This is a genomic window from Verrucomicrobiia bacterium (genome assembly GCA_035946615.1).
Classification (GTDB): domain Bacteria; phylum Verrucomicrobiota; class Verrucomicrobiia; order Limisphaerales; family UBA8199; genus DASYZB01.
Genome location: DASYZB010000003.1, coordinates 40,105 through 65,734, shown reverse-complemented (window position 1 = coordinate 65,734; position 25,630 = coordinate 40,105). Strand labels below are relative to the sequence as shown.

At 58.5% G+C, this 25,630-nt stretch carries 20 protein-coding genes; 12 read left to right on the top strand and 8 right to left on the bottom strand.

The annotated features are described in order from the left end of the window. Window positions 1–1,037: 1,037 nt before the first annotated feature. Window positions 1,038–3,068: a beta-L-arabinofuranosidase domain-containing protein gene (locus VG146_00545; GenBank protein ID HEV2390826.1), complete on the top strand. Its 2,031-nt coding sequence runs from the start codon at window positions 1,038–1,040 to the stop codon at window positions 3,066–3,068. 113 nt (window positions 3,069–3,181) lie between these two features. Here VG146_00545 and VG146_00540 read toward each other — a convergent pair whose 3' ends face one another. The 3 genes from VG146_00540 to VG146_00530 all read right to left on the bottom strand — a co-directional run bounded on the left by VG146_00540 (window position 3,182) and on the right by VG146_00530 (window position 8,930). Further along, on the bottom strand, window positions 3,182–4,942 hold the full coding sequence (locus VG146_00540) for a beta-xylosidase (protein ID HEV2390825.1): 1,761 nt from the start codon (window positions 4,940–4,942) through the stop codon (window positions 3,182–3,184). Window positions 4,943–5,130: 188 nt separating this feature from the next. Next, on the bottom strand, window positions 5,131–7,701 hold the full coding sequence (locus tag VG146_00535; protein ID HEV2390824.1) for a phosphoketolase family protein: 2,571 nt from the start codon (window positions 7,699–7,701) through the stop codon (window positions 5,131–5,133). Next, complete coding sequence (locus tag VG146_00530) at window positions 7,698–8,930, bottom strand: acetate/propionate family kinase (GenBank protein ID HEV2390823.1); 1,233 nt, start codon at window positions 8,928–8,930, stop codon at window positions 7,698–7,700. The genes VG146_00535 and VG146_00530 overlap by 4 nt, the downstream gene beginning before the upstream one ends. A 208-nt stretch (window positions 8,931–9,138) precedes the next feature. Between VG146_00530 and VG146_00525 the strand changes: the two genes are divergently transcribed. Continuing rightward, on the top strand, window positions 9,139–10,404 hold the full coding sequence (locus VG146_00525; GenBank protein ID HEV2390822.1) for a Gfo/Idh/MocA family oxidoreductase: 1,266 nt from the start codon (window positions 9,139–9,141) through the stop codon (window positions 10,402–10,404). Window positions 10,405–10,408: 4 nt separating this feature from the next. Here the strand turns inward: VG146_00525 and VG146_00520 are convergent, their stop codons facing one another. The 5 genes from VG146_00520 to VG146_00500 all read right to left on the bottom strand — a co-directional run bounded on the left by VG146_00520 (window position 10,409) and on the right by VG146_00500 (window position 18,607). After that, on the bottom strand, window positions 10,409–13,075 hold the full coding sequence (locus VG146_00520; protein ID HEV2390821.1) for a bifunctional YncE family protein/alkaline phosphatase family protein: 2,667 nt from the start codon (window positions 13,073–13,075) through the stop codon (window positions 10,409–10,411). A gap of 76 nt (window positions 13,076–13,151) precedes the next feature. Continuing rightward, entirely contained in the window at window positions 13,152–14,513 is a 1,362-nt protein-coding gene (locus tag VG146_00515; GenBank protein ID HEV2390820.1) for a sulfatase-like hydrolase/transferase, read from the bottom strand. Window positions 14,514–14,655: 142 nt separating this feature from the next. Beyond that, the gene (locus tag VG146_00510; GenBank protein ID HEV2390819.1) at window positions 14,656–15,345 is read right to left on the bottom strand and encodes a response regulator; all 690 of its coding nucleotides are present in this window, start codon (window positions 15,343–15,345) and stop codon (window positions 14,656–14,658) included. Beyond that, the gene (locus VG146_00505) at window positions 15,311–17,998 is read right to left on the bottom strand and encodes a sensor histidine kinase KdpD (GenBank protein HEV2390818.1); all 2,688 of its coding nucleotides are present in this window, start codon (window positions 17,996–17,998) and stop codon (window positions 15,311–15,313) included. Before VG146_00505 ends, VG146_00510 begins: the two co-directional genes overlap by 35 nt. 27 nt (window positions 17,999–18,025) lie before the next feature. Next, complete coding sequence (locus VG146_00500) at window positions 18,026–18,607, bottom strand: DUF1080 domain-containing protein (GenBank protein ID HEV2390817.1); 582 nt, start codon at window positions 18,605–18,607, stop codon at window positions 18,026–18,028. Window positions 18,608–18,821: 214 nt separating this feature from the next. Here VG146_00500 and VG146_00495 point away from each other — a divergent pair, with 214 nt between their 5' ends. The 10 genes from VG146_00495 (at window position 18,822) to nuoK (ending at window position 25,629) form a co-directional block, all read left to right on the top strand. Further along, window positions 18,822–19,073: a hypothetical protein gene (locus VG146_00495; protein ID HEV2390816.1), complete on the top strand. Its 252-nt coding sequence runs from the start codon at window positions 18,822–18,824 to the stop codon at window positions 19,071–19,073. Continuing rightward, window positions 19,057–19,869, top strand: coding sequence for a DNA polymerase IV (locus VG146_00490; protein ID HEV2390815.1), 813 nt, complete (start codon window positions 19,057–19,059; stop codon window positions 19,867–19,869). Before VG146_00495 ends, VG146_00490 begins: the two co-directional genes overlap by 17 nt. A gap of 259 nt (window positions 19,870–20,128) precedes the next feature. Further along, window positions 20,129–20,506 carry an NADH-quinone oxidoreductase subunit A gene (locus VG146_00485; GenBank protein ID HEV2390814.1) on the top strand — a complete coding sequence of 126 codons (378 nt, stop codon included), beginning with the start codon at window positions 20,129–20,131 and terminating at the stop codon, window positions 20,504–20,506. 15 nt (window positions 20,507–20,521) lie between these two features. Next, window positions 20,522–21,136 carry an NADH-quinone oxidoreductase subunit B gene (locus VG146_00480; protein ID HEV2390813.1) on the top strand — a complete coding sequence of 205 codons (615 nt, stop codon included), beginning with the start codon at window positions 20,522–20,524 and terminating at the stop codon, window positions 21,134–21,136. Between the two features lie 16 nt (window positions 21,137–21,152). Next, a complete protein-coding gene (locus VG146_00475; protein HEV2390812.1) occupies window positions 21,153–21,773 on the top strand; it encodes an NADH-quinone oxidoreductase subunit C in 621 nt (206 codons plus the stop codon). A 112-nt stretch (window positions 21,774–21,885) separates the two neighbouring features. Then, window positions 21,886–22,962 (top strand): NADH-quinone oxidoreductase subunit D, encoded by a 1,077-nt coding sequence (locus tag VG146_00470; protein HEV2390811.1) that lies wholly within the window; start codon window positions 21,886–21,888, stop codon window positions 22,960–22,962. Window positions 22,963–22,993: 31 nt separating this feature from the next. Next, a complete protein-coding gene (locus VG146_00465) occupies window positions 22,994–23,632 on the top strand; it encodes a 4Fe-4S dicluster domain-containing protein (protein HEV2390810.1) in 639 nt (212 codons plus the stop codon). Next, on the top strand, window positions 23,629–24,795 hold the full coding sequence (gene nuoH, locus VG146_00460) for an NADH-quinone oxidoreductase subunit NuoH (protein ID HEV2390809.1): 1,167 nt from the start codon (window positions 23,629–23,631) through the stop codon (window positions 24,793–24,795). The genes VG146_00465 and nuoH overlap by 4 nt, the downstream gene beginning before the upstream one ends. 31 nt (window positions 24,796–24,826) lie before the next feature. Continuing rightward, window positions 24,827–25,318 carry an NADH-quinone oxidoreductase subunit J gene (locus tag VG146_00455; protein HEV2390808.1) on the top strand — a complete coding sequence of 164 codons (492 nt, stop codon included), beginning with the start codon at window positions 24,827–24,829 and terminating at the stop codon, window positions 25,316–25,318. Continuing rightward, complete coding sequence (gene nuoK, locus VG146_00450) at window positions 25,318–25,629, top strand: NADH-quinone oxidoreductase subunit NuoK (protein ID HEV2390807.1); 312 nt, start codon at window positions 25,318–25,320, stop codon at window positions 25,627–25,629. The genes VG146_00455 and nuoK overlap by 1 nt, the downstream gene beginning before the upstream one ends. Window position 25,630: the final 1 nt, after the last annotated feature.

Genomic DNA, 25,630 nt, shown 5'->3' with positions numbered 1-25,630 from the left:
CGGCGTAAGCTTCGCGCTAGAACGCCTGCTTCGGTAGAATACCTGCGGCGAATCGCAGGGCTTAGTTCAGGAACTATCCATTTAAGCAGTGAACTCCTGCGGCTTCACGTCGCACCTGACGGATGCCTGACGGATAATTGATGGGAAATTGACGGATCTTTTTGAAAAAAATGCCCATCTTTCTGTGTTCCTGACGGGTTGACGGCAAAAAGAGGGGGGGAGGCTGTGTCCAAGGGTGTGTCCCCCTTCATTGGCGCCTGGCTATTGGCGATAATTGATCACTTGCCAATATGCGATTTGCCATATCGACCCCGGTCTGAAATTTCAATTCTCAAACTTGTAAGCCCTCCCAACCCTGGACTCCCTCTCCTCTCTCCCTCACCACATTAAGCCAAATTAAGCCAGATTAAACCAAATTAAGGTAAATTAAGCTATAAACTGCCCCCTCGTGCCCAGTCGGTGGTGTTCTTTCTAAAAATTCAATGTCAAACCTCATCCTCGTCCTCACTACCTGCCAAACCGAAGCAATCCCTAATGACAGAGTCCAAGCAACGAGCCGCCGGTCCTGAGTGTAGGAGACGACGTAAGGAGTCTCTGATCAGCAACTTCCCGATGAACCAAAGGCGGCCATCTGGCAACCTTGATCAGAGACTCCTTACGTCGTCTCCTACAAAGGTTTGGAACTGACATTGCCATTGGTCCTTCCCCTCTTCCTCCGTCGCCTCCGTGGTCGCATTGGCCACCCCCAAATCGCAAGTCAAAATTCAAAAATCAAAATTCCCCACCGTCGCATTTCAAATAATTCTGTCCCCCCATGATTCTGTCCTCTCGGCTTCCGGCCATGCATCCCCCCACAAATTGCGCCAAATTGCAGCTAGTTGCGGCAAATTGCACTTCGCCCATTTTGTGTAACGTCGCCCACCGTTCCGTGGACGTGTTCTCAAATTGAGCCGTGCGGGCGCACTGAGGGTTCTTTCTTGAACGGAAGCCGAGCCTCGCGAGCCTTTCGCAATTAGGCGATTCTTTGTTGCATCCGTATGAAAGTCCTTTCTGCGTTCGGCGTAATGGCCGCGCTCTGTTGCCTTCCCGCAGGCAGTGCGAGTTGCCAGCAATTCAACCAACTCATGCCCGTCCCGATTCAATCGGTGACTGTCGAGGACTCCTTTTGGTCGCCCAAACGAAAGATTTGGCAAGAGGCGACAATCCCGGATTGCTTCACAAAATTCGAGAATGACCGCGGTGGAGCGCTCAATAACTTTGACCGGGTCCGTGACGGAAAATCGGACGGGCACGCCGGGCCGCCCTGGTACGACGGGCTGATTTATGAAATGATCCGCGGCTCGGCGGATTTTCTGGCGGCCAGGCCCGATCCGGGTTTGGAAAGGCGGATTGATGGCTACATCGGGCGCATCGCCGAGGCCCAGGACCGTGATCCCAATGGGTATCTGAACACCTGGACGGAACTTGAGCATCCGAACCAACGGTGGGGTCTCAACGGCGGCAACGATGGTTATCAGCACGAGATGTATAACGTCGGCGCGCTGTGCGAGGCGGCGGTGCACTATTACCAGGCCACTCACAAGACATCTCTCCTGAAAGTGGCAGTCAAACTGGCCAACTACACCTGCGATCAGGTCGGGCCGTCGCCCAAATACGAATTGGTTCCCAACCATGCCATCGCCGAGGAGGCCTTCGCAAATTTGTATCTGTTCTTTCGCCGGCATCCGCAGCTCAAGCAAGACATGCCGGTCCCCATTGACGAAAACCGGTACCTGGCGCTGGCTCAGTACTGGGTCGAAGCACGCGGACATCCGCGCAAAGACCAGCCGTCCTACGGCGCATATAACCAGGATGACAAACCGGTTTTTGAGCAAACGGCGATTGAAGGACACGCAGTACGCGCGTCCTTGCTGTGCGCCGGCGTCACCGCGCTCGCGGGCATCAATGGGCGCGAGGATTATCGCGAAGCGGCCATCCGATTGTGGAAAAACATGACCGAAAAGAAGATGTATGTGACCGGTGGCATCGGCGCGACTGCCGCCGGCGAAGCGTTCGGGAAAGATTATTTTCTGCCTAATGACGGTTACCTGGAAACCTGCGGAGCTGTCGGCGCGGCCTTTTTTTGCCGCAACCTGAACTTGCTCACGGGCGAGGCCGGTTACGCAGATGTCCTCGAGCGCGAATTATATAATGGCGCGCTCGTGTGCGTTTCGGCAGCCGGGGATTCCTACACGTATGTGAATCCTTTGGAGGCGCCCCACGGCAACTCGCGCTGGTCCTGGAACGGATGCCCTTGCTGTCCGCCGATGTTCCTGAAGCTCATGGGGGCAATGCCCGGTTACATTTACGCCCGGGACAAAGCAGGGATTTATGTGAACCTCTTCGTCGGCAGCAAAGCCCAAATTGAAGTCGCCGGCCAGAAGGTGGCGATCGAGCAGGCGACCCGCTATCCCTGGCAAGGCGAGGTAAGAATCGCGGTTAAACCAGCCAAACCCGCTTCTTTTGACTTGCATATCCGCATCCCCGGTTGGTGCCAGGGGCCATCGGTTCCCGACGCTCTCTATCAAGCCGCCAGCCGCCCCTTGCGGGGAGCCGCGCGCCTCCAGGTCAATGGCAAGCTCGTTGAGGAACCTGAGATTGTTCGCGGCTACGCCACAGTGCATCGACGCTGGAAATCCGGGGATGTCGTGCAACTGACGTTGGACATGCCTGTGCAACGGGTTCAAGCCAATCCGCGCGTGGAAGCAGATAAAAGCCGGGTGGTGTTAATGCGGGGACCGCTGGTTTATTGCTTTGAAGGGGCTGATAACGGAGGAGCGGTTAAAAACCTGAGCATTCCGGCGGACGCTAAATTCACGCCCGAATACAAGAGCGACCACCTGGGTGGGGTGACCGTTCTCCACGCGAGCGCGACCGGGGTTTTCCAGACTCCGGCAAATGCGGTCGTTCCTGTGCCGTTCACGGTGATGGCGACGCCCTATTATGCCAACGCCAATCGGGGCACGTGTCAAATGCAGGTGTGGCTCCCGGAAGCTCAGGATGGCTGCAGCCCGCAACGACAGGAGTAAGCAGTGTGGCCGCCGGCTTGGCCCGGTGAAACTCAGGGCTGAGGTCAGAGCCTCCTGGCGTCGGCTGCTACGATCTGACGAAAACGAGGACGCTCGGCCCACCAGCCGTGCTCTTACCAGGACCACTCCAGGAGTGAAACGGCCTGGCGGGGCAGGTCCAGGCGCACGGTGATATCCCCATTCTTGATGCCGGCATTCGGAGGCGCAGGAATGGTTGCAAGTTCGCCGGCTTTTTCGAGGCGAAGATACTGTTCCGGCGTGGGCTGTTGGGGAGAACCCATCCGCTGCCAGGCGCGAAAGGCATTGCTGCGGTTATCATCGATGCGGAAATGAAGGCACCCGGCCCGGCGGCTCGATGGAGGCAGTCCGGTGACCTGAAGATGGACAACGGCTTGGGAGCCTGGCACATCGTCATCGTGGTAATGCCACAACAGAATGCAGAGCTTGTGGGAATCGAGACAGGCTAACGCAGAGACATCCGGTTGGGCGCGCACACCGTCCTTTAGCATCGTTTCAAGCGCCACAGCGTGGTCGCTCTGCACATCGAGCTGCCGGCCATTCATTCGGCTGAACATGCGAAACACATTGAGCACAGGTTTATCCAATCCATTGCTGGCCAGAGAACGGAACCCAGCGAAATAGGGCTGGTCCTCGAACTCGAAGGCCCAGGTTAGAGCGCCTTCGAGATTCACGCCATAGCGCCTGGCCAGCTCACAGTGGCGCGCGAAGACCGCCGCCGTGTAGCTCGAGTACATTGTCCCGTTGCGGTATGCCAGGGCAGGCCCCTGACAGGCCGCGCAACCCTCCGGGTCAGATTCACCGATAATGATGGGTATGGACTTTAATTCGGGAAAAGCCCCAATCAGTTCAAAACCGTCACGCAGCGCGCGGAGTTGATTGGCGATCCCCATGCGCACGTGGCCGTTGACATAACTCGGAGCGCCTTTGGCGTGGAATGAAACAAAATCCAGCGGCGTTCCTGTAGCGCCGGTGGCGTAGTTCGTGCCTTGCAGACAATGCTCCAAAAACTCGCGCATAAAGCGTCCACCGCTGCCCGCGGCGTCGGGGCCGCCGACCCGGGCTGTCGGCAGCGCCCGTCGCACACCAGCAACGGCGTAGTCATGGAGCTTGAGGAATTCCTCCGGTGTCCCTTTCCAATAGCCAATGTTGGGCTCGTTCCAAACCTCCCAGTACCAAGACTCCACCTCGGCGCGCCCGTATCTTTCGATACAGTGTTGTGTCCATTGGAAGGCCAGTTCGCTCCACTTGCGGTAATCCTTGGGTGGATACGCCCAGCCCGTAAAGATCGCGTTGTAGCGAGCCTGCGGCGCCCAGTGGTGTTGATAGGGCTCTGGCTTGATCGAGAGGGATTGGGGCATGAAACCGATCTCCACATACGGCCTGACCCCGCGCTCGATGTAGCTGTCGAAAATCCCGTCCAGGATTCTCCACTGATAAACCGGGTTGCCTTGGGCGTCCTCATTATAGGCGCCCGTTGAACCCCACTTGAGCGCCGGAGTGCCGTCGCCGGATGTCAGAAGATTATGCGCCCGAAAATAAATTCGGTGAGGGGCTAGTTTGCCCAGTTCACCAAGCAACTTCTGGCCGTTCTTCATGCTGGCGTAATTGGGTTCATCCGCTCCAAAGAAACGCCAGACAGGCTTCAGTTCATCATGCGGCTTGGACGCATCGACTTGAATCCGGACAGGAAAAGCGCCCAACGCTTCACGGTTAGAGTTAGTCTCAAACTCGACCCCTGCTATCGCCTGTGGGGCAGCCGAATCATCGGACTCTGCGGCGGACGCCGAACGCAGCACCCCTGCGAACATCGCCACCAGAACCAAATGAACTTTTGTATGCAGGTCCAGCTTCATCCCTCATTCCTCATCATTTCCCTCGGGGCTAATGACAGAGTCGAAGCAACGAGCCGCCATTCCTGAGTGTAGGAGACGACGTAAGGAGTCTCTGATCAGCAACTTCCGGGTGAACCAAAGGCGGCCAGATGACAATCTGATCAGAGACTCCTTACGTCGTCTCCTACAAAGGTTTGGAACTGACCTTGTCATTGGCCCTGTCCTTTCCCCTCCCATTCCCAATCGCGCACCTCGGGCATATCCTCGCCGTAACGGTGGATATAAAGTTTGTGCTCGATGAGCTTGTCGCGGAGGGCTTGTTTGGCGTAGGCAGCGCGGGCGCCAAGGGCGGGGACCCGCTCAATCACGTCGCCCGCCAGGTGGAATCTGTCCAGTTCGTTTAGCACAACCATGTCAAAAGGTGTCGTGGTGGTCCCTTCCTCCTTGTAGCCGCGGACATGGAGGTTATGGTGGTTGGCGCGGCGGTAGGTCAGCCGATGGATGAGCCAGGGGTAACCATGGTAGGCAAAGATGATTGGCTTGTTGGTGGTGAACAGCGCGTCGAAATCCCGGTCCCCCAATCCATGCGGGTGTTCGGTCTGTGGCTGAAGGGTCATGAGATCGACCACATTGATGACGCGGATTCTGAGTTCGGGGAAGTGCTGTCGAAGGATTTGCGCCGCCGCGAGGGTTTCAAGAGTCGGCACGTCGCCTGCGCAAGCCATGACGACATCTGGTTCGCAACCCTGGTCGTTGCTGGCCCAGGGCCAAATGCCGATGCCTGCGGTGCAATGTTTGATGGCGGCGTCCATGTCCAGCCATTGCGGGGCCGGCTGCTTGCCGGCAACGATGACATTGATGTAATGACGGCTGCGCAGGCAGTGGTCCGTCACGGACAGGAGCGTATTGGCATCCGGGGGCAGGTACACGCGGATGATATCGGCCTTCTTGTTGACGACATGATCGATGAAGCCGGGGTCCTGATGACTGAAACCGTTATGGTCCTGGCGCCAGACATGCGACGTGAGCAGGTAATTCAATGAAGCAATTGGCCGCCGCCAGGGAATGTGGCGGGTCACCTTGAGCCATTTGGCGTGCTGGTTGAACATCGAATCAATGATGTGAATGAAGGCCTCGTAACAGGAGAAGAACCCGTGCCTGCCCGTCAGGAGATAGCCTTCTAGCCAGCCCTGACAGAGATGTTCGCTGAGCACTTCCATCACGCGCCCGTCCGGGGCAAGGTGCTCGTCGGTCTTGAGAATCTGGCCCGTGAACACCCGCTGGGTCACCTCGAACAACGCCGTTAGCCGGTTCGAGGCCGTTTCGTCAGGTCCAAAAATGCGGAAGTTGCGCTGGTCAGCGTTGAGCTTGACCACGTCGCGCAGGAATTTCCCCATCACACGGGTGGCTTCCTCGCGGGTCGCGCCCGGGCTGGCCACATTGACGGCGTACTCAGTGAAATCGGGCAACCGGAGGTCACGCAGCAGCACACCCCCATTGGCGTGGGGGTTGGCGCCCATCCGGCGTTCCCCTTTAGGCGCCAACTCGCAGAGTTCAGGCCGCAGCCGGCCATTTTCATCAAACAACTCGCCTGGCCTGTAGCTTTCCAGCCATTCTTCGAGCTGCTTGAGATGCTCCGGTTTGGAGGCCAAATCCGCCAACGGCACCTGGTGCGAGCGCCACGTGCCTTCGGCTGGTTTGCCATCCACCATCTTCGGCCCGGTCCATCCCTTGGGGCTGCGCAGAACAATCATCGGCCACATCGGGCGCTCGGTGAACCCGCTTGTGCGCGCTTGAGTTTGGATTGCCTTAATCTCCGCCAGCACCTGGTCCAGTGTGGCCGCCATCAGTTGATGCATCTTTGCGGGCTCGTCTCCCTCGACATACCACGGTTGATAGCCGTAACCGGCCAACAACTCATCAAGTTCCAGGTGGCTGATGCGGGCCAGAACAGTTGGGTTGGCAATCTTGTAGCCGTTCAGATGCAGAATTGGCAGCACCGCCCCGTCATGCGCCGGGTTGAGAAACTTGTTCGAATGCCAGCTCCCGGCCAGCGGACCGGTCTCGGCCTCGCCATCGCCTACAACACAAACGGCCAACAAATCCGGATTATCAAAAACCGCGCCGTAAGCGTGAGCGAGCGAATAGCCCAGTTCGCCCCCTTCATGAATCGAGCCGGGCGTCTCGGGCGCCGCATGGCTGGGAATACCCCCGGGAAAGGAGAATTGGGTGAAGAGCCGTTTCAAGCCGGTTTCGTCCTGGGAAATGTTTGGATAGAGCTCGCTGTAGGTGCCTTCCAAATAGGTGTTGGCCACCACCCCCGGCCCGCCGTGGCCCGGCCCGGCAATAAAGATGGCATTCAGATCATTTTGTTTAATGACTCGATTCAAATGCGCATAGATGAAATTCAGCCCGGGCGTCGTGCCCCAATGGCCAAGCAACCTCGGTTTGATATGTTCTATGGTCAGGGGCGTCTTGAGCAGCGGGTTATCGTAAAGGTAGATTTGCCCTACTGACAGGTAGTTTGCCGCCCGCCAATAAGCGTTTATCTTTTTGAGCAGGTCGGCGGATAAAGGCGCAGCCTCCAATAGGGCTCGGCTTATGCCGTGGCTCTTGGCCAGGCCCCCTGCGGACAGCTCATCAACCCCTTCTCGAATGCCGTGGTTTGTGCCGGCAAACCCGGGTAATTCCAATCGCTCGGGGCTTTTTACCATTCGATGCAAAGCTTTGCTCTTTTCCGTCGGATGGGTTGCTTTAGCGGCCTTCCGTTTCAGTTTCATGAGTTTTGTGCCCTTTCGGGTTTTACATTGGCGCAGACCGAAATACCCAGCACGGCGCATGCCGTTTTGGCTATCATCCATTCCTCATCGGTCCGAATGACTCGCACGAGGGCGCGGCTGCTTTTCTTCGAAATAACGCCGGCCTGCGCCGCGTTTTCTTGCTCGTCCAGCTCGATTCCAAGAAAATCCAATCCCTGACAAATCCGGGCGCGGACAGCCGAGGCATTCTCACCGATGCCGCCGGCAAACACCAGACAATCGATTCCGCCCAGGGCCGCAACGAATGCCCCAATACACTTTTTAACCTGATAGCAAAACATCGCCACCGCGTCTGCGGCCCGAACATCCCGCCCCTCGCGTTCGAGCAAGTCCTGCATATCCGAACTGGTTTCAGAAATGCCCAGCAATCCGGATTGAAAATTGACCATCTCATTCCAATGCCGCGCGTCAAGACGTTCAGTCCTGGCCAAGTACCAAACTAACCCTGGGTCCAGGTCGCCTGAACGAGTGCTCATCGGGATGCCTCCGGCTGGCGTCAGGCCCATGGTCGTATCGACAGGGCGCCCCTCACGAACGGCGGCAAGGCTGGCGCCGTTGCCCAGGTGCGCCAGCACCAGCCGGCCACGGGCTATTTGAGGCCCCGCAACACGCGCCAGTTCTTCGAGGAGATAGGCATAGGATAAACCGTGAAATCCATAGCGGCGGACTCCTTTGGCTGCGTAGCCTCGCGGGATAGCCAGCAGACGCGCCACGGGCGGCAGGTCGTGGTGGAAGACCGTATCGAAACAGGCGATTTGGGGCACATCGGGAAACCGCTCCTGAAAGGCCTCTGTCAGGAGAGTTTCTTCGGGCAGGTGTTCCGGATCGAATGGTTCGAGCTGATGCAAGGCCTGGACCAATTCAGGGGTGATGCGTTGGGGTTGTGTGTAGTTTGGCCCTCCGTGAACCACTCGATGGCCAATAGCGGCCAGGCCCGATTTCGTCATCTTTTGTTCAACCCAATCCATCAACACCCCGACTGCTGCCCGATGGTCCGGGGCCTTTACGACGCGGGTGAAGGAATCAGCGCCGGTTGGCCCTTTGACACGAAACCGCGGGTCCTCAAGCCCGATGCGTTCGATTCTCCCCTCCAGAACCCGGCGCAATCCCTGAGCCGCCTCGAACAGAGCAAACTTGATGCTCGACGAGCCGCCATTGATTGTCAGGATGCAAGCCTTGGCCGGATTCATGACAGGCACTATCGATAGTAACGCAGAGGCGCCAAGGTGCAATGGTTCAGGTCAGGGCCAATGACAAGGTCAGGGCCAAACCTTTGTAGGAGAGACTCCTTACGTCGTCTCCTACACTCAGGAATGGCGCTCGCTGGCGCGCCATCTTGTGCCGGTCCTCGGGGAATGGCCTGTTGACATCCGTGTTTTTCCGGCGTTATCTCGTGTCGTGAACACGCAAATTCCACAGAAATTCCACTCCCAAAAGGAAACCTGCGCATCGGGCAGCCTGGACATCACCCGGCGTAAATTCCTGGCCGGCGCCGGGTCTGCCGCGCTCGGTTTGACTCTTCTGAAACCGCAACTGGCTCGCGCGGCGCAGGAAAACTCCAAGCTCAATCTCGGTGTGATCGGCTGCGGCGGGCGCGGGGCCTGGATTGCCGAGCTGTTCGCTAAAAATGGCAACTATAACGTGGCCGCCCTCGGCGACTATTTCCAGGATCGCGTAGATGCGGCCGGCACAAAACTCAACGTCGCCCCTGCCAAACGGTTCACAGGATTGTCGGCATACAAACGGCTGCTCGATGAGAAGCTCGACGCGGTCGCCATCATCTCCCCGCCTTACTTCCACCCGGAACATGCCGCCGCAGCGGTCGAAGCGGGCAAACACGTTTACCTGGCCAAACCGATAGCCGTCGACGTTCCAGGCTGCCGGTTGGTCGAAGGGAGCGGGCGCAAAGCGACCGCGAACAAATTGACCTTCCTGGTCGATTTCCAAACACGCGCCATGCCCGCCTACCAGGAGGTGCTTTCGCGCATTCATAAAGGTGACATTGGCAAGCTGGTTACTGTCTATGCCGAATACCAGACCAGCCTCATGTTCGAGGACCGCGACAACCAACTCCGCAAGGACCCGAAAAATCCCGAGACCCGCCTGCGCGCCTGGGGCATCGACCGGCTCATCTCCGGCGATGTGATTACCGAACAGAACATCCACGCCCTCGATGTCGCCACATGGATTGTTAATGACCATCCGCTTCGCGCTTACGGGCGTGGCGGGCGCGCCCGCCCGTTCCTGGGCGATTGCTGGGACCATTATTCGGTGCTCTTTTTCTTCCCCAACGATCTCATGGTGACCTTTACCTCGAAACAGGTCGGCTTTGGCTTTGATGACATCATGGTCCGCGCACACGGGACCCTTGGAACGGCTGAAACCAATTACGGCGGCAAATGCTGGCTGCACAGCCGCGATGATGTCTTTGAGGGCAAGACAGACAATATTTACCAGGTCGGCGTCGAGCATAATATCGCCACGTTCTATGAGAACGTCACTCAGGGCGAATGCTCGAACCCCACGGTGGCGCCCAGCGTCCGCAGCAATCTGACTACCATCCTGGGCCGCACCGCCGTTTACAAGCAAACCGAGGTGACCTGGGACGAAATACTCAAGGCCGGTGAAAAATGGGAGTTAGACACAACCGGTCTGAAGACATAAGGCGTTACTGCCCAAGCGCGCGCGTAAAGAGCATCCGATGGATGGGCGCCGGGTAAGGCTCGCTTGGACGCGCCTCAGCCCACAGAATCCGGTTCAATTCGTCCTCCGGGGCAAGGTCGTAGGCCTTGAAATTCATCCGGCTCGATTCCTTCGCATAAGGTGATTTGGCGGTGTTTCTGGCATTGAGATCGACTTGCGGCGTTAAGACCGCCCATTGCGTCGCTATCGGCTGACTTTGGAAACAGTTGAACATGGGAGTCGCGCCGGCATCAAACTGGGTCAGCGGAGGCAGGCCGAGTATCAGCTCGATGGTGCGCACCATGCTGGCGGTGGTGTAGAGGGTGCTGTCAACGAAGTGGCGTTTGCAATAGGGGCTGATGACAAAGCCCGCCGTCCGATGCGCATCGACGTGGTCCGGACCATTCTGGGTGTCATCTTCAATAACGAAGATGGCCATTTGATTCCAAAACCGGCTATGGCTGGCCGCCTCAACCAATTGGCCAAGGGCCAAGTCGTTATTGCCCACACAAGCCTCGGGGGTCGGGGCGCCGGGGCGGGTGCCTTGGGTATGGTTTTCGCCCAGGGCCATGATGCTGAACCGGGGCATATCGCCGCTCTGTTCGGCGCGGTAGAGGTCGGCAATCCAGTGCTTCACCCGCGCGGTATCGCGGCCTCCGCTCCAATCGCCGCGGTTAACTGAAGGCACCCGCTGGGACCCTTCGCCGTAGGTCTTAAAGCTCACCCCATTGCGCCGGCACAGGTCCCAGAGATAACCGTTGACCGGAGTTTCCATCTCCTCGTTGCCGGGGAGCCGGCCATGTCTCGAATAGGAAATGATCCACGAACGCTGGTTGAAATCAGTCGCCATAGCAGCGTCGCACCAGCTATGACCATCCACGCTCACCTCGCTGTTGCTGAAAAGGTCGTCGAACAGCACATACTCGCGCGCCAAGGCATGCTGGTTCGGTGTGACCTTTTCGCCGTAAATGGTCAGCTTCGGGTCGCCATTGCCCAACGGGCGGCCCTGAGCATCGGTCATGTCGCCCAGGACTTGGTCGTAAGTGCGGTTCTCTTTAATGATGTAAATGACGTACTTGATCGGACACGGGTCGCCCACGTGCGCGGGAATGACAGTGTCACCGGGCAAGGGAGCCTGCATCAGGTGCTCGGGGTGATAAGATGAATTGCGCCGAACCTGTTCGGTATACGCCGCCATCTGGGCGGTGTCTGGCCGCGGGATAAATGAGATGCTCCCTTCGAAAATGCGGCCCGTTGTATCAAAGCCCACGCCCCGGTAGCCTTTGGTGGGCGAGGAGAATTTAGGCGGATAGCTTTGCCGCGACATCAGGCCCTTGCCGTTGGCAACCAGAAGAAATCTGTTGTCCGGCGAGACGGCCACAGCGGTTGGATACCAGCCGACTGGGATGAATCCATTTACAACGGAAATCTTCTCCCCGTGCCGGCTTGCATCCTCCATCAGCGCGCCCGAGATATCGGCCACCAGCACACTGTTCTGGTCCGCGTTGACCACAAATAGCGTTTTGCCGTCCGGTGAAACGGCCACACCGCAGGGAGTGCTGCCCTCGGGCGACTGCGGATAAAGGGAGGTGCTGATAATCTCACGGGACCCCTCCCACAAGCGCCGGGTCGGGCCCGGCTCCTCGCCTGGTCTTTCGATGTGGCCGGTGGCAATTACATGCACCGTGTTATCGCCGGCGCACGCCACAAACAATCGTCCATCAGGGGCCAGGGCCATATCATTGGGGCGAACCCCGACCATCAAATCGCGCACGCGGCGCTGCAGTTTGGTGTCAATGATGCTCACGCTGCGGCTGCCCCAATTGCTCACATAAAGGTGCCGGCCATCCCCCCCAATGAGACAGGAATGCGGATGTTGGCCCACGGCAATCGTCCTCTCCAGCTTCAACGTCTCGGGTTCCAAAACCCAGACCTCGTGGTTGGCTTCATTGCAGACATAAATAATTCCGCTAGAAGCCTGAACGGTCATGCCTGCCAAAAACACAAAATTCTCGTCCGGATTGGGTTGGACCTCCTTCTCCAGCTCGGCCTTGCCGCTGCTATACTTGAAAACGTAAATCGCCCCACGGTCTCCCCCGGTAACATAAAACTTCTTGCCGTCCGGAGCGAAGGCCAAGCCGTTGAATGCTTCCTTAAGGGAGATGAACTGCATGGTCCGTTTGCCATCCAGGCCGACGAGGTTCACTCCCGCCTGATTGTAACCTGAGCAGACAGCCACTACTGCTTTGCCATCGGGCGCGATGACCATTTTTAAAGCCATATCGCTGATGCGCACAGCCTCACCGGCGGGGGATAAACCTAAGCCGTTGAAGAGCAGATTGCGGTTCGGCGCCAGATGCTGCCGGGTGCGGAATGAAGGGCTATCGACATCCTCCCCTGGCGCGCGCGTTTGCACAGCGATTGGCGCCCGTGCCCGCGCCTGGCCAGTTTTGGGAGCATCGGCCACAGCGCTCCCGGGCTCGGCTTGAATAGCCTGCCGGGCAAAGCACGCGCTACTGAACACCCCGGCAACAAAAGCCAGAACCAACCAACCCCCGCCCGACGAAGGAATTCCATAGCACCGCCTGGAAATACCCTTGCAGAAACGCAGGACTATCGAAAGGGATGGCGTACCCCGAGAAATAGCATTCATAACGGGATTCTAGCCTGCGTGCCGGCCAGGTCAACCATTGCCCGCCACGCAAGCGCTCCGGTCGCGACCGGAAAATCTATCTGGCGGGTTCCAGTGCTTGCAGGCGGGTGACAATATCCGGGTGCAGCGCCGCGAGATTTGTCCGTTCGCCTGGGTCATCCTCGATATTGGCCAGAAACCATTTCTTATCGCGCGGGGCAAGTTTTTGCTTGTCGGCCTGATCGTTGGGATTGTGCAGCAGTTTCCAGGGGCCCTCGCGGACAGCCCATTGGTCATTGAGCCGCCATTGGAGCACATCATTCGGGCTGGGCGCCTCGGCAGACTCGATTGCCGGCACGAGGCTGCGCCCGTTTAATTGGGTTTTGGGCAAAGCCACGCCGCAAATTTGCGCCAGTGTCGGCATCCAATCGCAGGCATGGGCCACCTGGCCGCGCACCTGGCCTTCCGGTAAGTGGCCCGGCCAGGAGATAATAGCCGGCAGCCGGATGCCCCCCTCGAACAGGCTGAACTTGGCCCCGCGATAGGGCCCGCTGCTCCCGCCACCATAATGGGCGCGCTCCTCGACCGAATGCCCGTTATCGGATTGGTAAACGATAAGCGTCCGCTCACGCAGCCCGGAATCTTCCAGGAACTTCATCAGCCGCTGAACTCGCTCATCGAGCGTCGAGACAAATGCCGCGTACAAGTTGCGCGGGAACTTCAAGTCATGATAATGCTCGATCCATTTGGGGTCTCCCTGGTACGGGTAATGGGGCATGTTCATTGCAAAATACATGAAGAATGGACGGTCGCGATTGGTCGAAATGAAGGCCTCGGCCCTTTCGACCATGAGGTCTGGAAAGTAATGGCCCGGCAGACGGACGCGTTGGTTGTTTTCCCAAAGGTCGTGCCGGTTTGGCCCCGCCCAATAGAAAAAATGGGTCCAATTATCGATGCAACCGCCCATGAAACCGAACGAGTAATCGAACCCATGGTCCAGAGGACGATGCCCGGCGCCGAGCCCCAGGTGCCATTTGCCGATATGCGCGGTGGCATAGCCTGCGGCGCGGAACATGTCGGCCAGGGTCTTTTCACTCGCGGGCAAGCCCTGTCCCGTCAATGTGTCCAATTGATCCGCCGCTTCGGTCGGCGGGGCGGCTCCATTATTGGGCATGCCGGCGAGCCAGGGGTAGCGACCCGTAAGCAGGCCGGCGCGCGAAGGCGAACAGACCGGGGCGGCGGAATAAAACTGGGTGAAGCGCACGCCCTGGGCGGCGAGCCGGTCCACACCAGGGGTCACCAAGTCCTTGGCCCCGTAGCAATTGGCGTCCACGCTTCCCTGATCGTCTGCCAGGATGAAGATGACATTGGGGCGGGTTGGCACAGGCGCGCCCCGGGCGGTGAAACTGAGTGAGAGCGCCGCAATGAACGCGATTGCGCTGATAGAAAGCCTGGCCATGGACAACTAAGTAGCAAGGACCCTCAAGCAGAGCAAATCTTTGTACTAATCGCGCATTAACCGCGAATGGCCGCGAACTGGGGAACTTTTTACAGGTCGGGCGGCCAGATTAGGATTTGCGTTCGTTAGCGTTCATTCGCGGTTACAAAAGAGCAAGGCGGTAGCCAATCCCCGGTTCGGTTCGCAGGCTCTGCGGGTTAATCCCAGCCTCGGCGAGCTTTTGGCGCACGTGGGCTAAATGGACGCGCAGATACTGCGATTGCTGTTCGGCGTTTGGACCCCAGACCTCCCGCAGAAGTTGACGATGGCTAACCACTTTCCCCACATTACGCGCCAGCACCCGCAGCAGCGCGTACTCAATTGGGGTCAGATGAATCTCCCGCTCTCCGACCCTGACCAGCCGGGCTACGAAATCAATGCGCAGCGAGCCTGCAATAAACTCGGGCGCCTCGCGCGCCGGGTCAGCGCGGCGCTGGATAGCGCGCAAGCGGGCCAGCAGTTCAGTCGAATCGAATGGTTTGGTGACATAATCGTCAGCCCCTGCGTCCAACGCCGCCACTTTGTCCTCGGGATCATCCCGCACGCTGGCCACCAGCACGGGCACCCGGCTCCATTCACGAATCCGGCGCAAGACCTCGCGCCCTTCCATGTCGGCCAGTCCCAAATCCAGCACCACGACATCAGGCCGGCAGAGGGCGGTTTGGGAAATTCCAAGCTGGCCGCTATCGGCTTCGACAACGCGGTAGCCTGCCCCTTCCAACCCGGCGCGAAGCAGGCGTCGAATCTGCAGTTCATCGTCAATGATGAGAGCGGTGGGGAGACTCGGCTTCATGAGGGGTTAGTTCCAGGGTTTCCACGGGCAGCACGAGGCTGAACTGCGCGCCGCCACCTTCGCGTGGCCGGGCGAAGGCCTCGCCGCCATGGGCGCGAGCAAACCCGCGCGCAATCGCCAGGCCCAGACCGGACCCGCCGGCCGGGGCGGATGGGCCGCGCGCAAACTTTGCGAACAGCGCCTCAGGGTCACCTTCCGGCAGACCCCGCCCGCGATCGAGCACAGAAAGGTCGAACTGTCCCGAGGCGACCCGTGCCCGGAGAGTGACTTCGGTGCCTGGCGGGGTGTGCATTGCGGCATTAATCAGTAAGTTCGCAAGCGCTTGCTCGATCAGCGCCTGGTCCACTTTAACAAGGGGCGGGTTGGGTTGAATCTCTCGCACCAGAGGATGGGCGGCAAGGGCGCCGCCAGTCAGGTCCAGCGCTGCGGAACATATCTCCGTCACGTCGGACCAGTCGAGTCGAGGCTGGACGGTTCCCGCCTCGAGACGCGTCATGTTCAGAAGGTTATTCACGACTCGATTGAGCCGTTCCAACGCGGTGCGGAACTCGGCCAAAGTGGTCGCGCGGTCATCGCGATTCGCTTCAAGGCTGTCCGCCACTGCTTGCAGCGCGGCCAAAGGGGTCTTCAACTCGTGTGAGACGGAGTTCAGCAAGGTCTTGCTGAGCCGCTCAGATTGGGCGATCAATTGCGCCTGCTGCTCATCATCCCGCAGGCGCTGCCGATCGAGCACCAGCGCAATCTGCGGAACGAAGGCATCGAGCAAATCCCGTTGGGCAGGGGCGAGCGGGCCGGGCTCACGGAACCGCAGGCTCAATACGCCGGCCACGCGCTCGCCGGCCACCAGGGGCAGGTGCAATCCCTCGGCTGAGGGGAGGGTGTCGGTGGCCCGCCCGGCCGGTTGCCGATGACGGTACGCCCAGCTTGCCACGCTTTGCTCCTTCTCGGGCAGCGCCCACGTGCTTGCGAAATAAGGAGTCAGCGGAGAAGAGTTGTCATCGCCTGGCAGCGAAACGGCGACCTCAGCGAGGAAGGTCTTGCTGACTTCGCGAACGACAATGGCCAGCAGATCGGCAAGGTCGGTGCCTTTGGCCAGTTCACGCGTGAGCAAATAAAGGGCGGTGGCACGTTGCTCCCGGTGCCGTTCGGCAGCCTGCTGGGTCCGCAACCGGGCCGTCAAATGGCCCATTGCCAAGGCGACCAAAAAATAGGTCAGAAACATCATTGTATCGGCGCCGTTGGAGATACGCAGCGTGTAGCGCGGTTCAGTAAAGAAAAAGTCCCACAAAAGTGCCGTTAAAGTTGCCGCCGCCAGCGTTGGGCCGCGTCCGACAAATATCCCGAGCCCAACCACAGCGACGAGGTACAACAACGAGACAGGGAGGTAGCCGATCCATCTTTGAAGAATCAGGTTAATGACCGTGACAGCCGCGACCACTCCGGCGGCCACAGCGTAGCCGCGAGCGTCCGTAATGGCAAAACGCGGGACCTCCAGCCGGCGCCCCCTCACCGGTTCTTCTTCAGCTCTGACGACATGAACGTCAACCTGCCCGCTTTCGCGAATCAGCCGATTCAGAAACGAGCCGCCGCGCAAGAGGTCCAGCACCCGCCAGCCCGCCGGTTTGCCCACGATCAGCTCGGTTGCGTTTTGTTCCCGCGCCACGCGCATAAGGCCGCGGACCACATCATCATCGGTGGTCGTGAGCACCTGCGCGCCCAGTTCGCGGGCAAGGCTCAGATGCTTGGCCAGCCGGCCCTGGTCATCTGAGGAAAGCTGGCGCGGCAGCTCGACATAGACCGCCAGCCATTGCGCATGCAGTTCCCCGGCCAGGCGTCGGGTCCAACGCAACAACGCGGCTGAGGTGGGACTGGGGCTTAAGGCGACCAGCAGGCGCCGGCCCGATTTCCACGGGTCCGTAATGCCCAGCGATTGGCGGTAGCCCAGCACATCCTGGCCCACGTGCTCGGCCGCAAAACGCAGCGCCAGTTCCCGCAACGCCGCGAGATTGCCCGGACGGAAAAAATTCTCCTGCGCCGCCCGGGCCGATTCCGGAACATAAACTTTGCCGGCGGCCAGGCGGGCGCGCAGCTCCTCGGGCGGCAAATCCACCAGCTCAAATTCCGCCCCATCCAGCGCGGTATCCGGCAGCATTTCGCGAATCGGGACGCCGGTGATTTGGCGCACGGCTTCGGCGCGGCTTTCAACATGCTGCACATTGAGGGTGGTGAAAACGTCGATACCGGCTTCAAGCAACTCGAGCACGTCCTGATACCGCTTGGGATGCCGGGCGCCGGGCGCGTTGGTGTGCGCGAACTCATCCACCAAGGCCAGTTGCGGGCGCCGGGCCAGAACGGCATCCAGGTCCATCTCCGTCAGAGTCACACTGTGGTACTCGACGGTGAGCCGGGGGATGACCGGAAGACCCTGGGCCAGCGCATCGGTCTCCTTGCGCCGATGGGTTTCCACATAGCCGGCGACCACGTCGCGCCCGGCGGCCAACTCCCGCCGGGCAGCTTCGAGCATGGCGTAGGTCTTGCCCACACCGGGAGCCATGCCGAAAAAGACCTTCAACTTCCCGCGACGTGATTTGGCCTCCTCCTTTTGCAAGGCGGCCAGCATCGCGTCTGGATTCGGGCGCTGAACCTCGGTCATGTTTCCAATAAGGAGATGATGCCAGTATCAGTTCAAATCCAAATAGCACAACTCCTTGGCTTCAACCTTCATGCCGGGATTGTGACCCTGGATCGCAAAGTGGCCGCTCTTGTATTCGGTGTCATCATAACTCATAACCAATTTGCCATCGATCCAAAACTGAATGTGTGCGCCCACGGCCCGAATGCGATAATTAAACCATTCACCGTCTCTGGTGAGCAGTTCTGCCGCTTTGCCGGTCGGCTTGCCCGGTTTCCAGAGCCATCCGGTATAGCCTTCGCCGTGACTACAAATCTGAGCCTCGTAACCCCGTGGAAAGTCATTCTCGTCATCTACTGGCGAATTGGCGCGAAAATAAAACCCGCTGTTGGGTATCGCTCCCTGGCTGGTCACGCGGAACATGCCCTTTGCCTCAAAATTTGTACATGCGGCGTCCGTATAGATGTGGCCCATGCCCCCAATGCCCACCAGGACTCCGTCTTGGACTGACCAGGTTGCCTTGCCGCGAACCGTCCAGCCGCTGAGGTCTTTGCCGTTGAACAAAGAAATCCATCTCGGTTTGGTTTCTCCGCCGGTCACGGCCAGCATCGTCCAAATCGAAATTGTCAAACATTTCCTCATCGGATTTCCCGGGAAGCTTTGCAAAATCTTGCTTTGCTGACCAGCGACCCCGTTGCTGCTGGTAACCTTGAATTCCATGAGCATCCATGGTACTGGCTCCTTCCGATTTGTCGAGGAATCCTGTTGGAGTTTCCGGGACTTCTATTTTTGAGAGAACCTGCCAATCTTTTCTAGGGTGTTTCGTGTCGTCTTTCATTTGGACATGGACGCGTTCTATGCGTCTGTGGAGCAAAGGGACAACCCCGCGTTGCGAGGCAAGCCGGTTATCGTGGGCGCGCCGCCAATCCAGCGCGGGGTGGTCTGCGCCAGCAGCTACGAAGCGCGGAAATTTGGCGTCCGTTCGGCCATGCCCAGCGTGACGGCTGGGCGGCTTTGTCCCAGCGGCATCTTTGTCCGGCCGGCGGATGGAGCATTACCGGCAGGAGTCGCGCCACATTATGAACCTCCTCATTGAGATGGGCGCGAACATCGAGCAAATGTCCATTGACGAGGCGTACCTGGATGTGTCGGCCATGTGCCAGGCAGAGGACCAGGATGGGTCCCTGCTTAAGTCCGTGCCTTTTGCGCAAAAGCTGAAGGAGCGTATCCGCTCAGAGCGCCAATTGACGGCCACAATCGGGATAGCCTCAAATAAATTGCTGGCCAAAATCGCCAGCGACCACAAGAAACCGGATGGCCTGACGCTTATCCCCGAAAAACAGAAGCTGGAGTTTTTGCGCCCGCTGCCGGTGCGCGCCTTATACGGGGTAGGCAAGGTGACGCAGGGGATTTTGAACCGGGTCGGGATTGAGACCGTCGGCGACCTTCAGGATTATCCAGGGGATTTGCGCGCGCTGGTCGGCTCGTTTGGGCCAAAGCTCAAGGAATTTGCGTTCGGCCAGGATGACCGCGCTCTGGACTCAGGTGATGAGATCAAGAGTATCAGTGGTGAGGAGACGTTTTTGAAAGATACCCAGGATCGGAGGGTGCTGCGCGGCTGTTTGCGCGCGCAAGCCGAGGACATCGCGGCGAGGCTCAAGCGCCGGCGCCTGGGCGCCCACACAGTGCAAGTCAAAATCCGATATGGCGACTTTACCACACTCACGCGGCAGATCACGGTCGAATCTCCGCTGACGGAAGCCCGGGAAATTTACCGGCTGGGCTGCTTTCTGCTTGGCCGTGAGAAGCTGGTGTCACGCCCGCTGCGATTGCTGGGCCTTGGCGTGGCCGGCTTGCGCGAACCCAGCGCTGAACAACTGGTGTTGCTTTAAAAGGGAAACCTCCGGCGACCTGTAAGAGCCTGCTTCAAGAATAGAACTGCCGCCATTCGTCCTCGTCCTCGTTCTTGTTCTCGAAAGAGCTGAAAATCGAGGACGAAGGACGAGGACGAGAACGAAGAGGAACGGGAGCCATCCATTTTTAAAGTACGCTCTAAGTGCCTCGTTCACGGTTTAAAACCCTTTGGCTTCCTTGACTGCCCCAGCTTCGGCTGGTACGGTCTGCTTATGTGGATGTTAATGAGATTGAATTATGCCGGCTGAAAGCCAACCCTATTTATTCATTGTTCTTTTGCTGGCTGGCGCTGTGGTTTTCGCCTTGGCTCCCTTGGCCCTGGCGTGGCTGTGGGCGCGCAAGTTTTCCCCTCGCAAACCGGGTCCGACCAAGAATGCCATCTACGAGTGCGGTTTGGAATCCAAAGGTGATGCTTGGGTGCAGTTCAAAGCCGAGTATTACATCTATGCGATTATCTTTTTGATCTTTGATGTCGAGACGCTGTTTGTGCTGCCGTTTGCTGTCTCGTTCCGAGGGTTGTCCGCCGGGGGTTTTCTGGCGATGCTGGTCTTTCTCCTGTTGTTAGCTGAAGGACTGGCTTGGGCCTGGCAGAAGGGGGTTTTAACGTGGAAATGAGGTGTTTTTTCTGCCATGGATGATGGACTGCGCAGCGAACTGAGCAAACAGGGTATCTTCACCACCACGCTCGAAGACCTCTACAACTGGGGCCGCAAGAATTCCATTTGGCCACTGGGTTTTGGCTTGGCCTGCTGCGCCATTGAAATGATAGCCGCGTCGATGGCCCGATACGACCTGGCCCGTTTCGGGGCTGAGGTGTTCCGTCCCTCGCCGCGCCAGGCGGACCTGATGATCGTGGCGGGGACCGTCACCAAAAAAATGGCGCCGCAAGTGGTCCGTTTGTACAACCAGATGCCCGAGCCGAAATATGTCATCGCGATGGGGGCCTGCGCGATTTCCGGCGGGCCATTCAAGCAAGGCTATAACGTGCTCAAGGGCATCGACCGCTACATCCCGGTGGATGTCCACATCCCGGGCTGCCCGCCACGACCCGAGGCGCTGCTGCACGCGCTGATGACGTTGCAGCAAAAGATCGATGACCAATCCCTCACCGGTGAACATCGCCCAGCCCATCTGGTTGCCGAGGCGCCCAGCGAATTTCCCGTCCCTGCCTTCGGTGATCACGACCTGGTTCCCCCGAACAACCCTCAACTGTGGCGGCCCCCGGCTCTGAGGAGGAGCGAATAGGGAATCGAAACGCTTAATGGAACCTTTGGAACAAATCAAAGCACGAGCTGAAGCAGCCGTCCCTGGCGCCCGCATCGAGGTGATTGCCAACGGCAGCCCCTCGGGGCAGCATTCGTTTCTCGTGGATAACAAACACGCGTTCGCTGTGGCTCAATTCCTGAGGGACGACCCGCTGCTTCGGCTGGATTATGCCTCGAATGTCACGGGCGTGGATTGGCTGGATGCGGTGATTAAAGAAAGCATCAAGAGCAAGCAAACTATCGAGGGAGCGGAGCGGGAGATTGTGCAGACGACGGAGACAAAGAAGCCTGGGTTTTTGGAGGCCGTTTACCACCTTTACTCCATGGAATTAAGGCATGGCCCGCTGGTTCTGCGGTTGCGCACCCAGGACCGGACTGAGAATAACCATCTGCCCTCCCTTACGCCGCTGTGGCGCGGGGCCGAGTTCCAGGAACGGGAAATCTACGATCTATACGGCATTATTTTTGATGGTCACCCCGACTTGCGCCGTCTGCTGATGTGGGAAGGCTTCAAAGATTTCCCGATGCGCAAAGATTATGTCGAGCCCGACGATTACGAATACGAGCCGACGCCTCACGACGAGGTGCTCGAGCGGGCTAAAGAGCATTACAGCTAACGCGCAGATGACCACCACTCCAGATAGCCTGCAAGAGACCGCCAAGCTCTACGAGCTTCGTTCGAAGGCCTCGGGCAACGGCGAGATAGCCGGCGAGTATCTGGAAGTGTCGATGGGGCCGCAGCATCCCTCGACTCACGGCGTGTTTCGCATGGATGTGGTCCTGGATGGAGAGCGGGTCCTCAAGCTCAAACCGGTGTTTGGTTACCTGCACCGCAATCATGAGAAGATTGGAGAAGGAACAACGTTTCTGGCCTCGATGCCTTATACGGACCGGCTGGATTATTTCTGTTCGCTGACCAACAACTGGGCCTATGCCTTGGCGGTCGAGAAGCTCGCCGGCCTGCAAGTTCCCGAGCGGGCCGAATACATCCGCATCATCGCCGCCGAGTTGACGCGCCTCCTGAACCACACCTGCCTGGGCGGCTTTCTGCTCCAAGACATGGGCGCCTCGGGCACGCCGCTGATGTATGCTTTCCGCGAACGGGAGAAGATACTCGACCTATTCGAGTCGCTCACCGGGGCGCGGATGATGTGCAATTACATGCGCTTTGGCGGCTGCCGCTGTGACCTGCCCCCCGGCTGGCTCGAACAAGCCCGCCAAGTCACGGCGCAATTCCCGCAGTTCCTGGACGAGTTCGAGGCGCTGCTGAATGAAAACGAAATCCTCATGTCTCGCACGCAGGGGGTGGGCGTCCTGCCAGGCGCTCTGGCCATCAACGCCAGTGTCACCGGGCCGATGCTTCGCGCCAGCGGCGTCAATTATGATATTCGCAAGACGGACTCCTACGGCATTTATGAGCGCTTTCAATTCCGCGTTCCTCTGGGTGAGCACGGGGATGTTTATGATCGCTACATGATTCGCGTGCTGGAGATGCGCGAATCCACAAAAATTCTCGAACGGGCCTTGCGCGATATCCCCTCAGGCCCGATTATAGACCCTAAAGCCAAGCTGCGCGGGTTCCGGCCCAAACCGGGCGAGGCATACGGGCGGATTGAAGGCCCTAAAGGCGAGTTGGGTTTTTATCTAATTAGCGACGGCTCGCCCAACCCGTATCGCTACCGGGTGCGTCCGCCGAGCCTGATTAATTTGACGATATTGGAAGACATGTGCCTTGGGCATCATGTGGCGGATGTGGTCATCATCCTGGGCAGCGTGGATATTGTTTTGGGCGAGGTCGATCGATGAATTCACCGCGCCGCTTGGAGTTGGTTTTATCATGTTAGGCGAAGGCATCATTAAAGGTTTAACCGAAACGGCCCGCAATTTTCTGGGCAGCTATGTTCATGAAGAGCGGCTGGTGACCGTTCAATATCCGGAAGAGCGCCTCCCGCAAAAAGAGGCGGCGCGCAATTTTCCATTCCTGGTCTATGACGGAAGCGACTGGCAAAAGGGGTTGCGCTGCGTTGCGTGCCAGATTTGCGAGAAGGAATGCCCGCCCAAATGCATTTTTATCGTCAAGGACACCGCCAAGAAACCCGATTACATTGGCAAACTACAGTTTCAGCCCAAGGTCTTCGACATCGATGTCTCGGTGTGCATGAGCTGCCAGATTTGCGTCGAGGTCTGCCCATTCGACGCGATTAAGATGGATGTCGAGTATGAACTGAGCACGGAGGATCGTTTTGCGCAATTGCTGCTCGATAAAAAGCAGCTCGCCAAATCCAATCAGTACTATCACAAAATCCATCCCGCGGAGGCCACAGAGATTGATGGCCGCCTGGCTGCTGAGAAGGCCAAGGCGGAGGCCAAAACCAAGGCGGATGCGGAAACCAAAACCAAAGCGGCTGCAGCGCCAAAATCCGCAGTCACCCCCGTTGCGCAAAAGCCTGAGAGGGTCCCCGCTCTAAGCCAATGACGGACCAGCTCTTCGTCGCGCTCAAGCACTGGCTGGTCGGCGCCGCCCCGGCAGGTTGGCAGCCCGTTTTATCGGCGTTGATTTCCGTTGTCGCGCTCATTGCGGTTTTCGCATCGCTATTTGCCTTAACCACTATTCTCGAACGCAAGGGCCTGGGCCGAATCCAAAATCGCTATGGCCCAAACCGGGTTGGCCCTTGGGGCGTCCTCCAACCGCTTGCGGACGGGTTAAAGGCCCTGACCAAAGAGGACGTCGTTCCACGCGCGGCCGATTGGTGGGTTCATTTCCTGGCGCCGCTGGTGCTGGTGGCGCCGGCCTTTCTGGCCTTGGCCGTGCTGCCAATGGGCAGAGGCATGGCCGCCGTCGATCTGGATTCGGGCGTGCTGTTCTTCTTCGCGGTGGGCGCGGCCACCGAGTTGTCAGTGTTCATGGCCGGCTGGGCCAGCCGCAACAAATACTCCCTGTTGGGCGCGATGCGGGCGATGGCCCAGATGATCAGTTATGAAGTGCCGCTGATACTGGCGTCGGTGACAGTGATAATGATGGCCGGCTCGCTCTCAACGGTCACCATAGTCCATGCGCAGACCGGCTACTCCGGTTGGGTGCCGCACTGGTTTGTTCTGACGCCCTGGGGTCTGGCCGGTTTTGTCCTCTTTATGATCGCGGGTGCAGCCGAATCGAACCGCTCCCCTTTCGACTTGCCTGAGGGTGAATCAGAGATTATTGCCGGTTATTACACCGAGTATTCCGGCTTTAAATTCGCATTATTCTTCTTGGGTGAGTACATCGGCATGTTCGCTGTGAGCGGGCTGGCCATCACTCTCTTTCTGGGCGGCTGGCATGCCCCGCTGCCATTTCTGACATGGGTCCCCTCGTACGTGTGGTTTTTTGCAAAACTCCTGGCCCTCATTGCAGTCTTTATTTGGGTGCGGGGCACCCTGCCGCGGCTGCGCATGGACCAACTCATGAACTTCGCCTGGAAATTCATGCTGCCGATGGCGCTGCTCAACATTCTCATCGCCGGGCTTTGGCGTTTTTTGCCAAACGAACTCGAACGCTGGCTGGTCTGTAGTGTGGGAACGGTTGGGTCTTACGTCGTGCTGGCCCGGACTCTGTTCGCTCGCAGCAGCGTTTCCAGGCGGACTTATCATTATGCCGATTGACTAATTGTTGAATCGTTGCTGATCCTAACCTATGCCCATTTTCCTGCTCATTGCCCTGATGACTCTGGCCGGGGCCATTGCGGCAATCACCTTGCGCAACCTGGTCCACTGCGCGCTGGCTCTTACTGTGACCTTCGCGGGACTCGCCATGTTTTATCTTCAACTCAACGCCCAATTCGTCGGGTTCGCCCAAATCTTGGTTTATATCGGGGCCGTAGCCATCCTCATTGTGTTTGCGATTCTTCTGACCCGTGGCGGCGAGCCACAAGTTCAGGCGGTTTTCTCATCCTCCTGGGCCGTCGGCGCGATCATTGCCCTGGCCGTCTTTGGGATTTTGACAGGAGTGATTTTTTCGACAAGGGCATTGCCGAAGCGTGTCGCGGCGGCAGCCGAAGCGCCGGTTCGGCAAATTGGGGATGAACTGATGAACCATTATGTCTTGCCCCTCGAAGTGGTGGGCCTGTTGCTGACAGCGGCCTTAATCGGCGCGGTCATTATCGCCATGCACAACAGGGAGGCTTGATGGTACCCTTGCAGGCTTATTTGCTGGTTTCGGCGCTACTGTTCGCCATCGGCCTGGCGGGAGCGTTGACGCGCCGCAACGCCATCATCGTTCTGGTGGCCATCGAGTTGATGCTCAATGCCGCCAACCTCAATTTCATCGCCTTTTGGCGGTACGGTCCGCATCCCGAATCACTCACAGGCGTTCTGTTCGTGATTTTCTCAATCGGGGTTGCCGCCGCCGAGGCCGCTGTTGGACTGGCGTTGATTATATCAATTTACCGGCATTATAAAACCTCGAACGTGGACACCATCAATTCGATGAAAGGCTGAC

Excerpts from the sequence above, each read along its gene's own strand:
- VG146_00470 (HEV2390811.1), top strand. The coding sequence starts at position 21,886 with ATGGGGCCGCAGCATCCCTCGACTCACGGCGTGTTTCGCATGGATGTG.
- VG146_00535 (HEV2390824.1), bottom strand. The coding sequence starts at position 7,701 with ATGAAACTGAAACGGAAGGCCGCTAAAGCAACCCATCCGACGGAAAAG.
- VG146_00480 (HEV2390813.1), top strand. The coding sequence starts at position 20,522 with ATGGATGATGGACTGCGCAGCGAACTGAGCAAACAGGGTATCTTCACC.
- VG146_00475 (HEV2390812.1), top strand. The coding sequence starts at position 21,153 with ATGGAACCTTTGGAACAAATCAAAGCACGAGCTGAAGCAGCCGTCCCT.
- VG146_00505 (HEV2390818.1), bottom strand. The coding sequence starts at position 17,998 with ATGACCGAGGTTCAGCGCCCGAATCCAGACGCGATGCTGGCCGCCTTG.
- VG146_00545 (HEV2390826.1), top strand. The coding sequence starts at position 1,038 with ATGAAAGTCCTTTCTGCGTTCGGCGTAATGGCCGCGCTCTGTTGCCTT.
- VG146_00485 (HEV2390814.1), top strand. The coding sequence starts at position 20,129 with ATGCCGGCTGAAAGCCAACCCTATTTATTCATTGTTCTTTTGCTGGCT.
- nuoH (HEV2390809.1), top strand. The coding sequence starts at position 23,629 with ATGACGGACCAGCTCTTCGTCGCGCTCAAGCACTGGCTGGTCGGCGCC.
- nuoK (HEV2390807.1), top strand. The coding sequence starts at position 25,318 with ATGGTACCCTTGCAGGCTTATTTGCTGGTTTCGGCGCTACTGTTCGCC.
- VG146_00530 (HEV2390823.1), bottom strand. The coding sequence starts at position 8,930 with ATGAATCCGGCCAAGGCTTGCATCCTGACAATCAATGGCGGCTCGTCG.
- VG146_00490 (HEV2390815.1), top strand. The coding sequence starts at position 19,057 with ATGAACCTCCTCATTGAGATGGGCGCGAACATCGAGCAAATGTCCATT.
- VG146_00510 (HEV2390819.1), bottom strand. The coding sequence starts at position 15,345 with ATGAAGCCGAGTCTCCCCACCGCTCTCATCATTGACGATGAACTGCAG.
- VG146_00540 (HEV2390825.1), bottom strand. The coding sequence starts at position 4,942 with ATGAAGCTGGACCTGCATACAAAAGTTCATTTGGTTCTGGTGGCGATG.
- VG146_00515 (HEV2390820.1), bottom strand. The coding sequence starts at position 14,513 with ATGGCCAGGCTTTCTATCAGCGCAATCGCGTTCATTGCGGCGCTCTCA.
- VG146_00495 (HEV2390816.1), top strand. The coding sequence starts at position 18,822 with ATGGACGCGTTCTATGCGTCTGTGGAGCAAAGGGACAACCCCGCGTTG.
- VG146_00520 (HEV2390821.1), bottom strand. The coding sequence starts at position 13,075 with ATGAATGCTATTTCTCGGGGTACGCCATCCCTTTCGATAGTCCTGCGT.
- VG146_00455 (HEV2390808.1), top strand. The coding sequence starts at position 24,827 with ATGCCCATTTTCCTGCTCATTGCCCTGATGACTCTGGCCGGGGCCATT.
- VG146_00465 (HEV2390810.1), top strand. The coding sequence starts at position 22,994 with ATGTTAGGCGAAGGCATCATTAAAGGTTTAACCGAAACGGCCCGCAAT.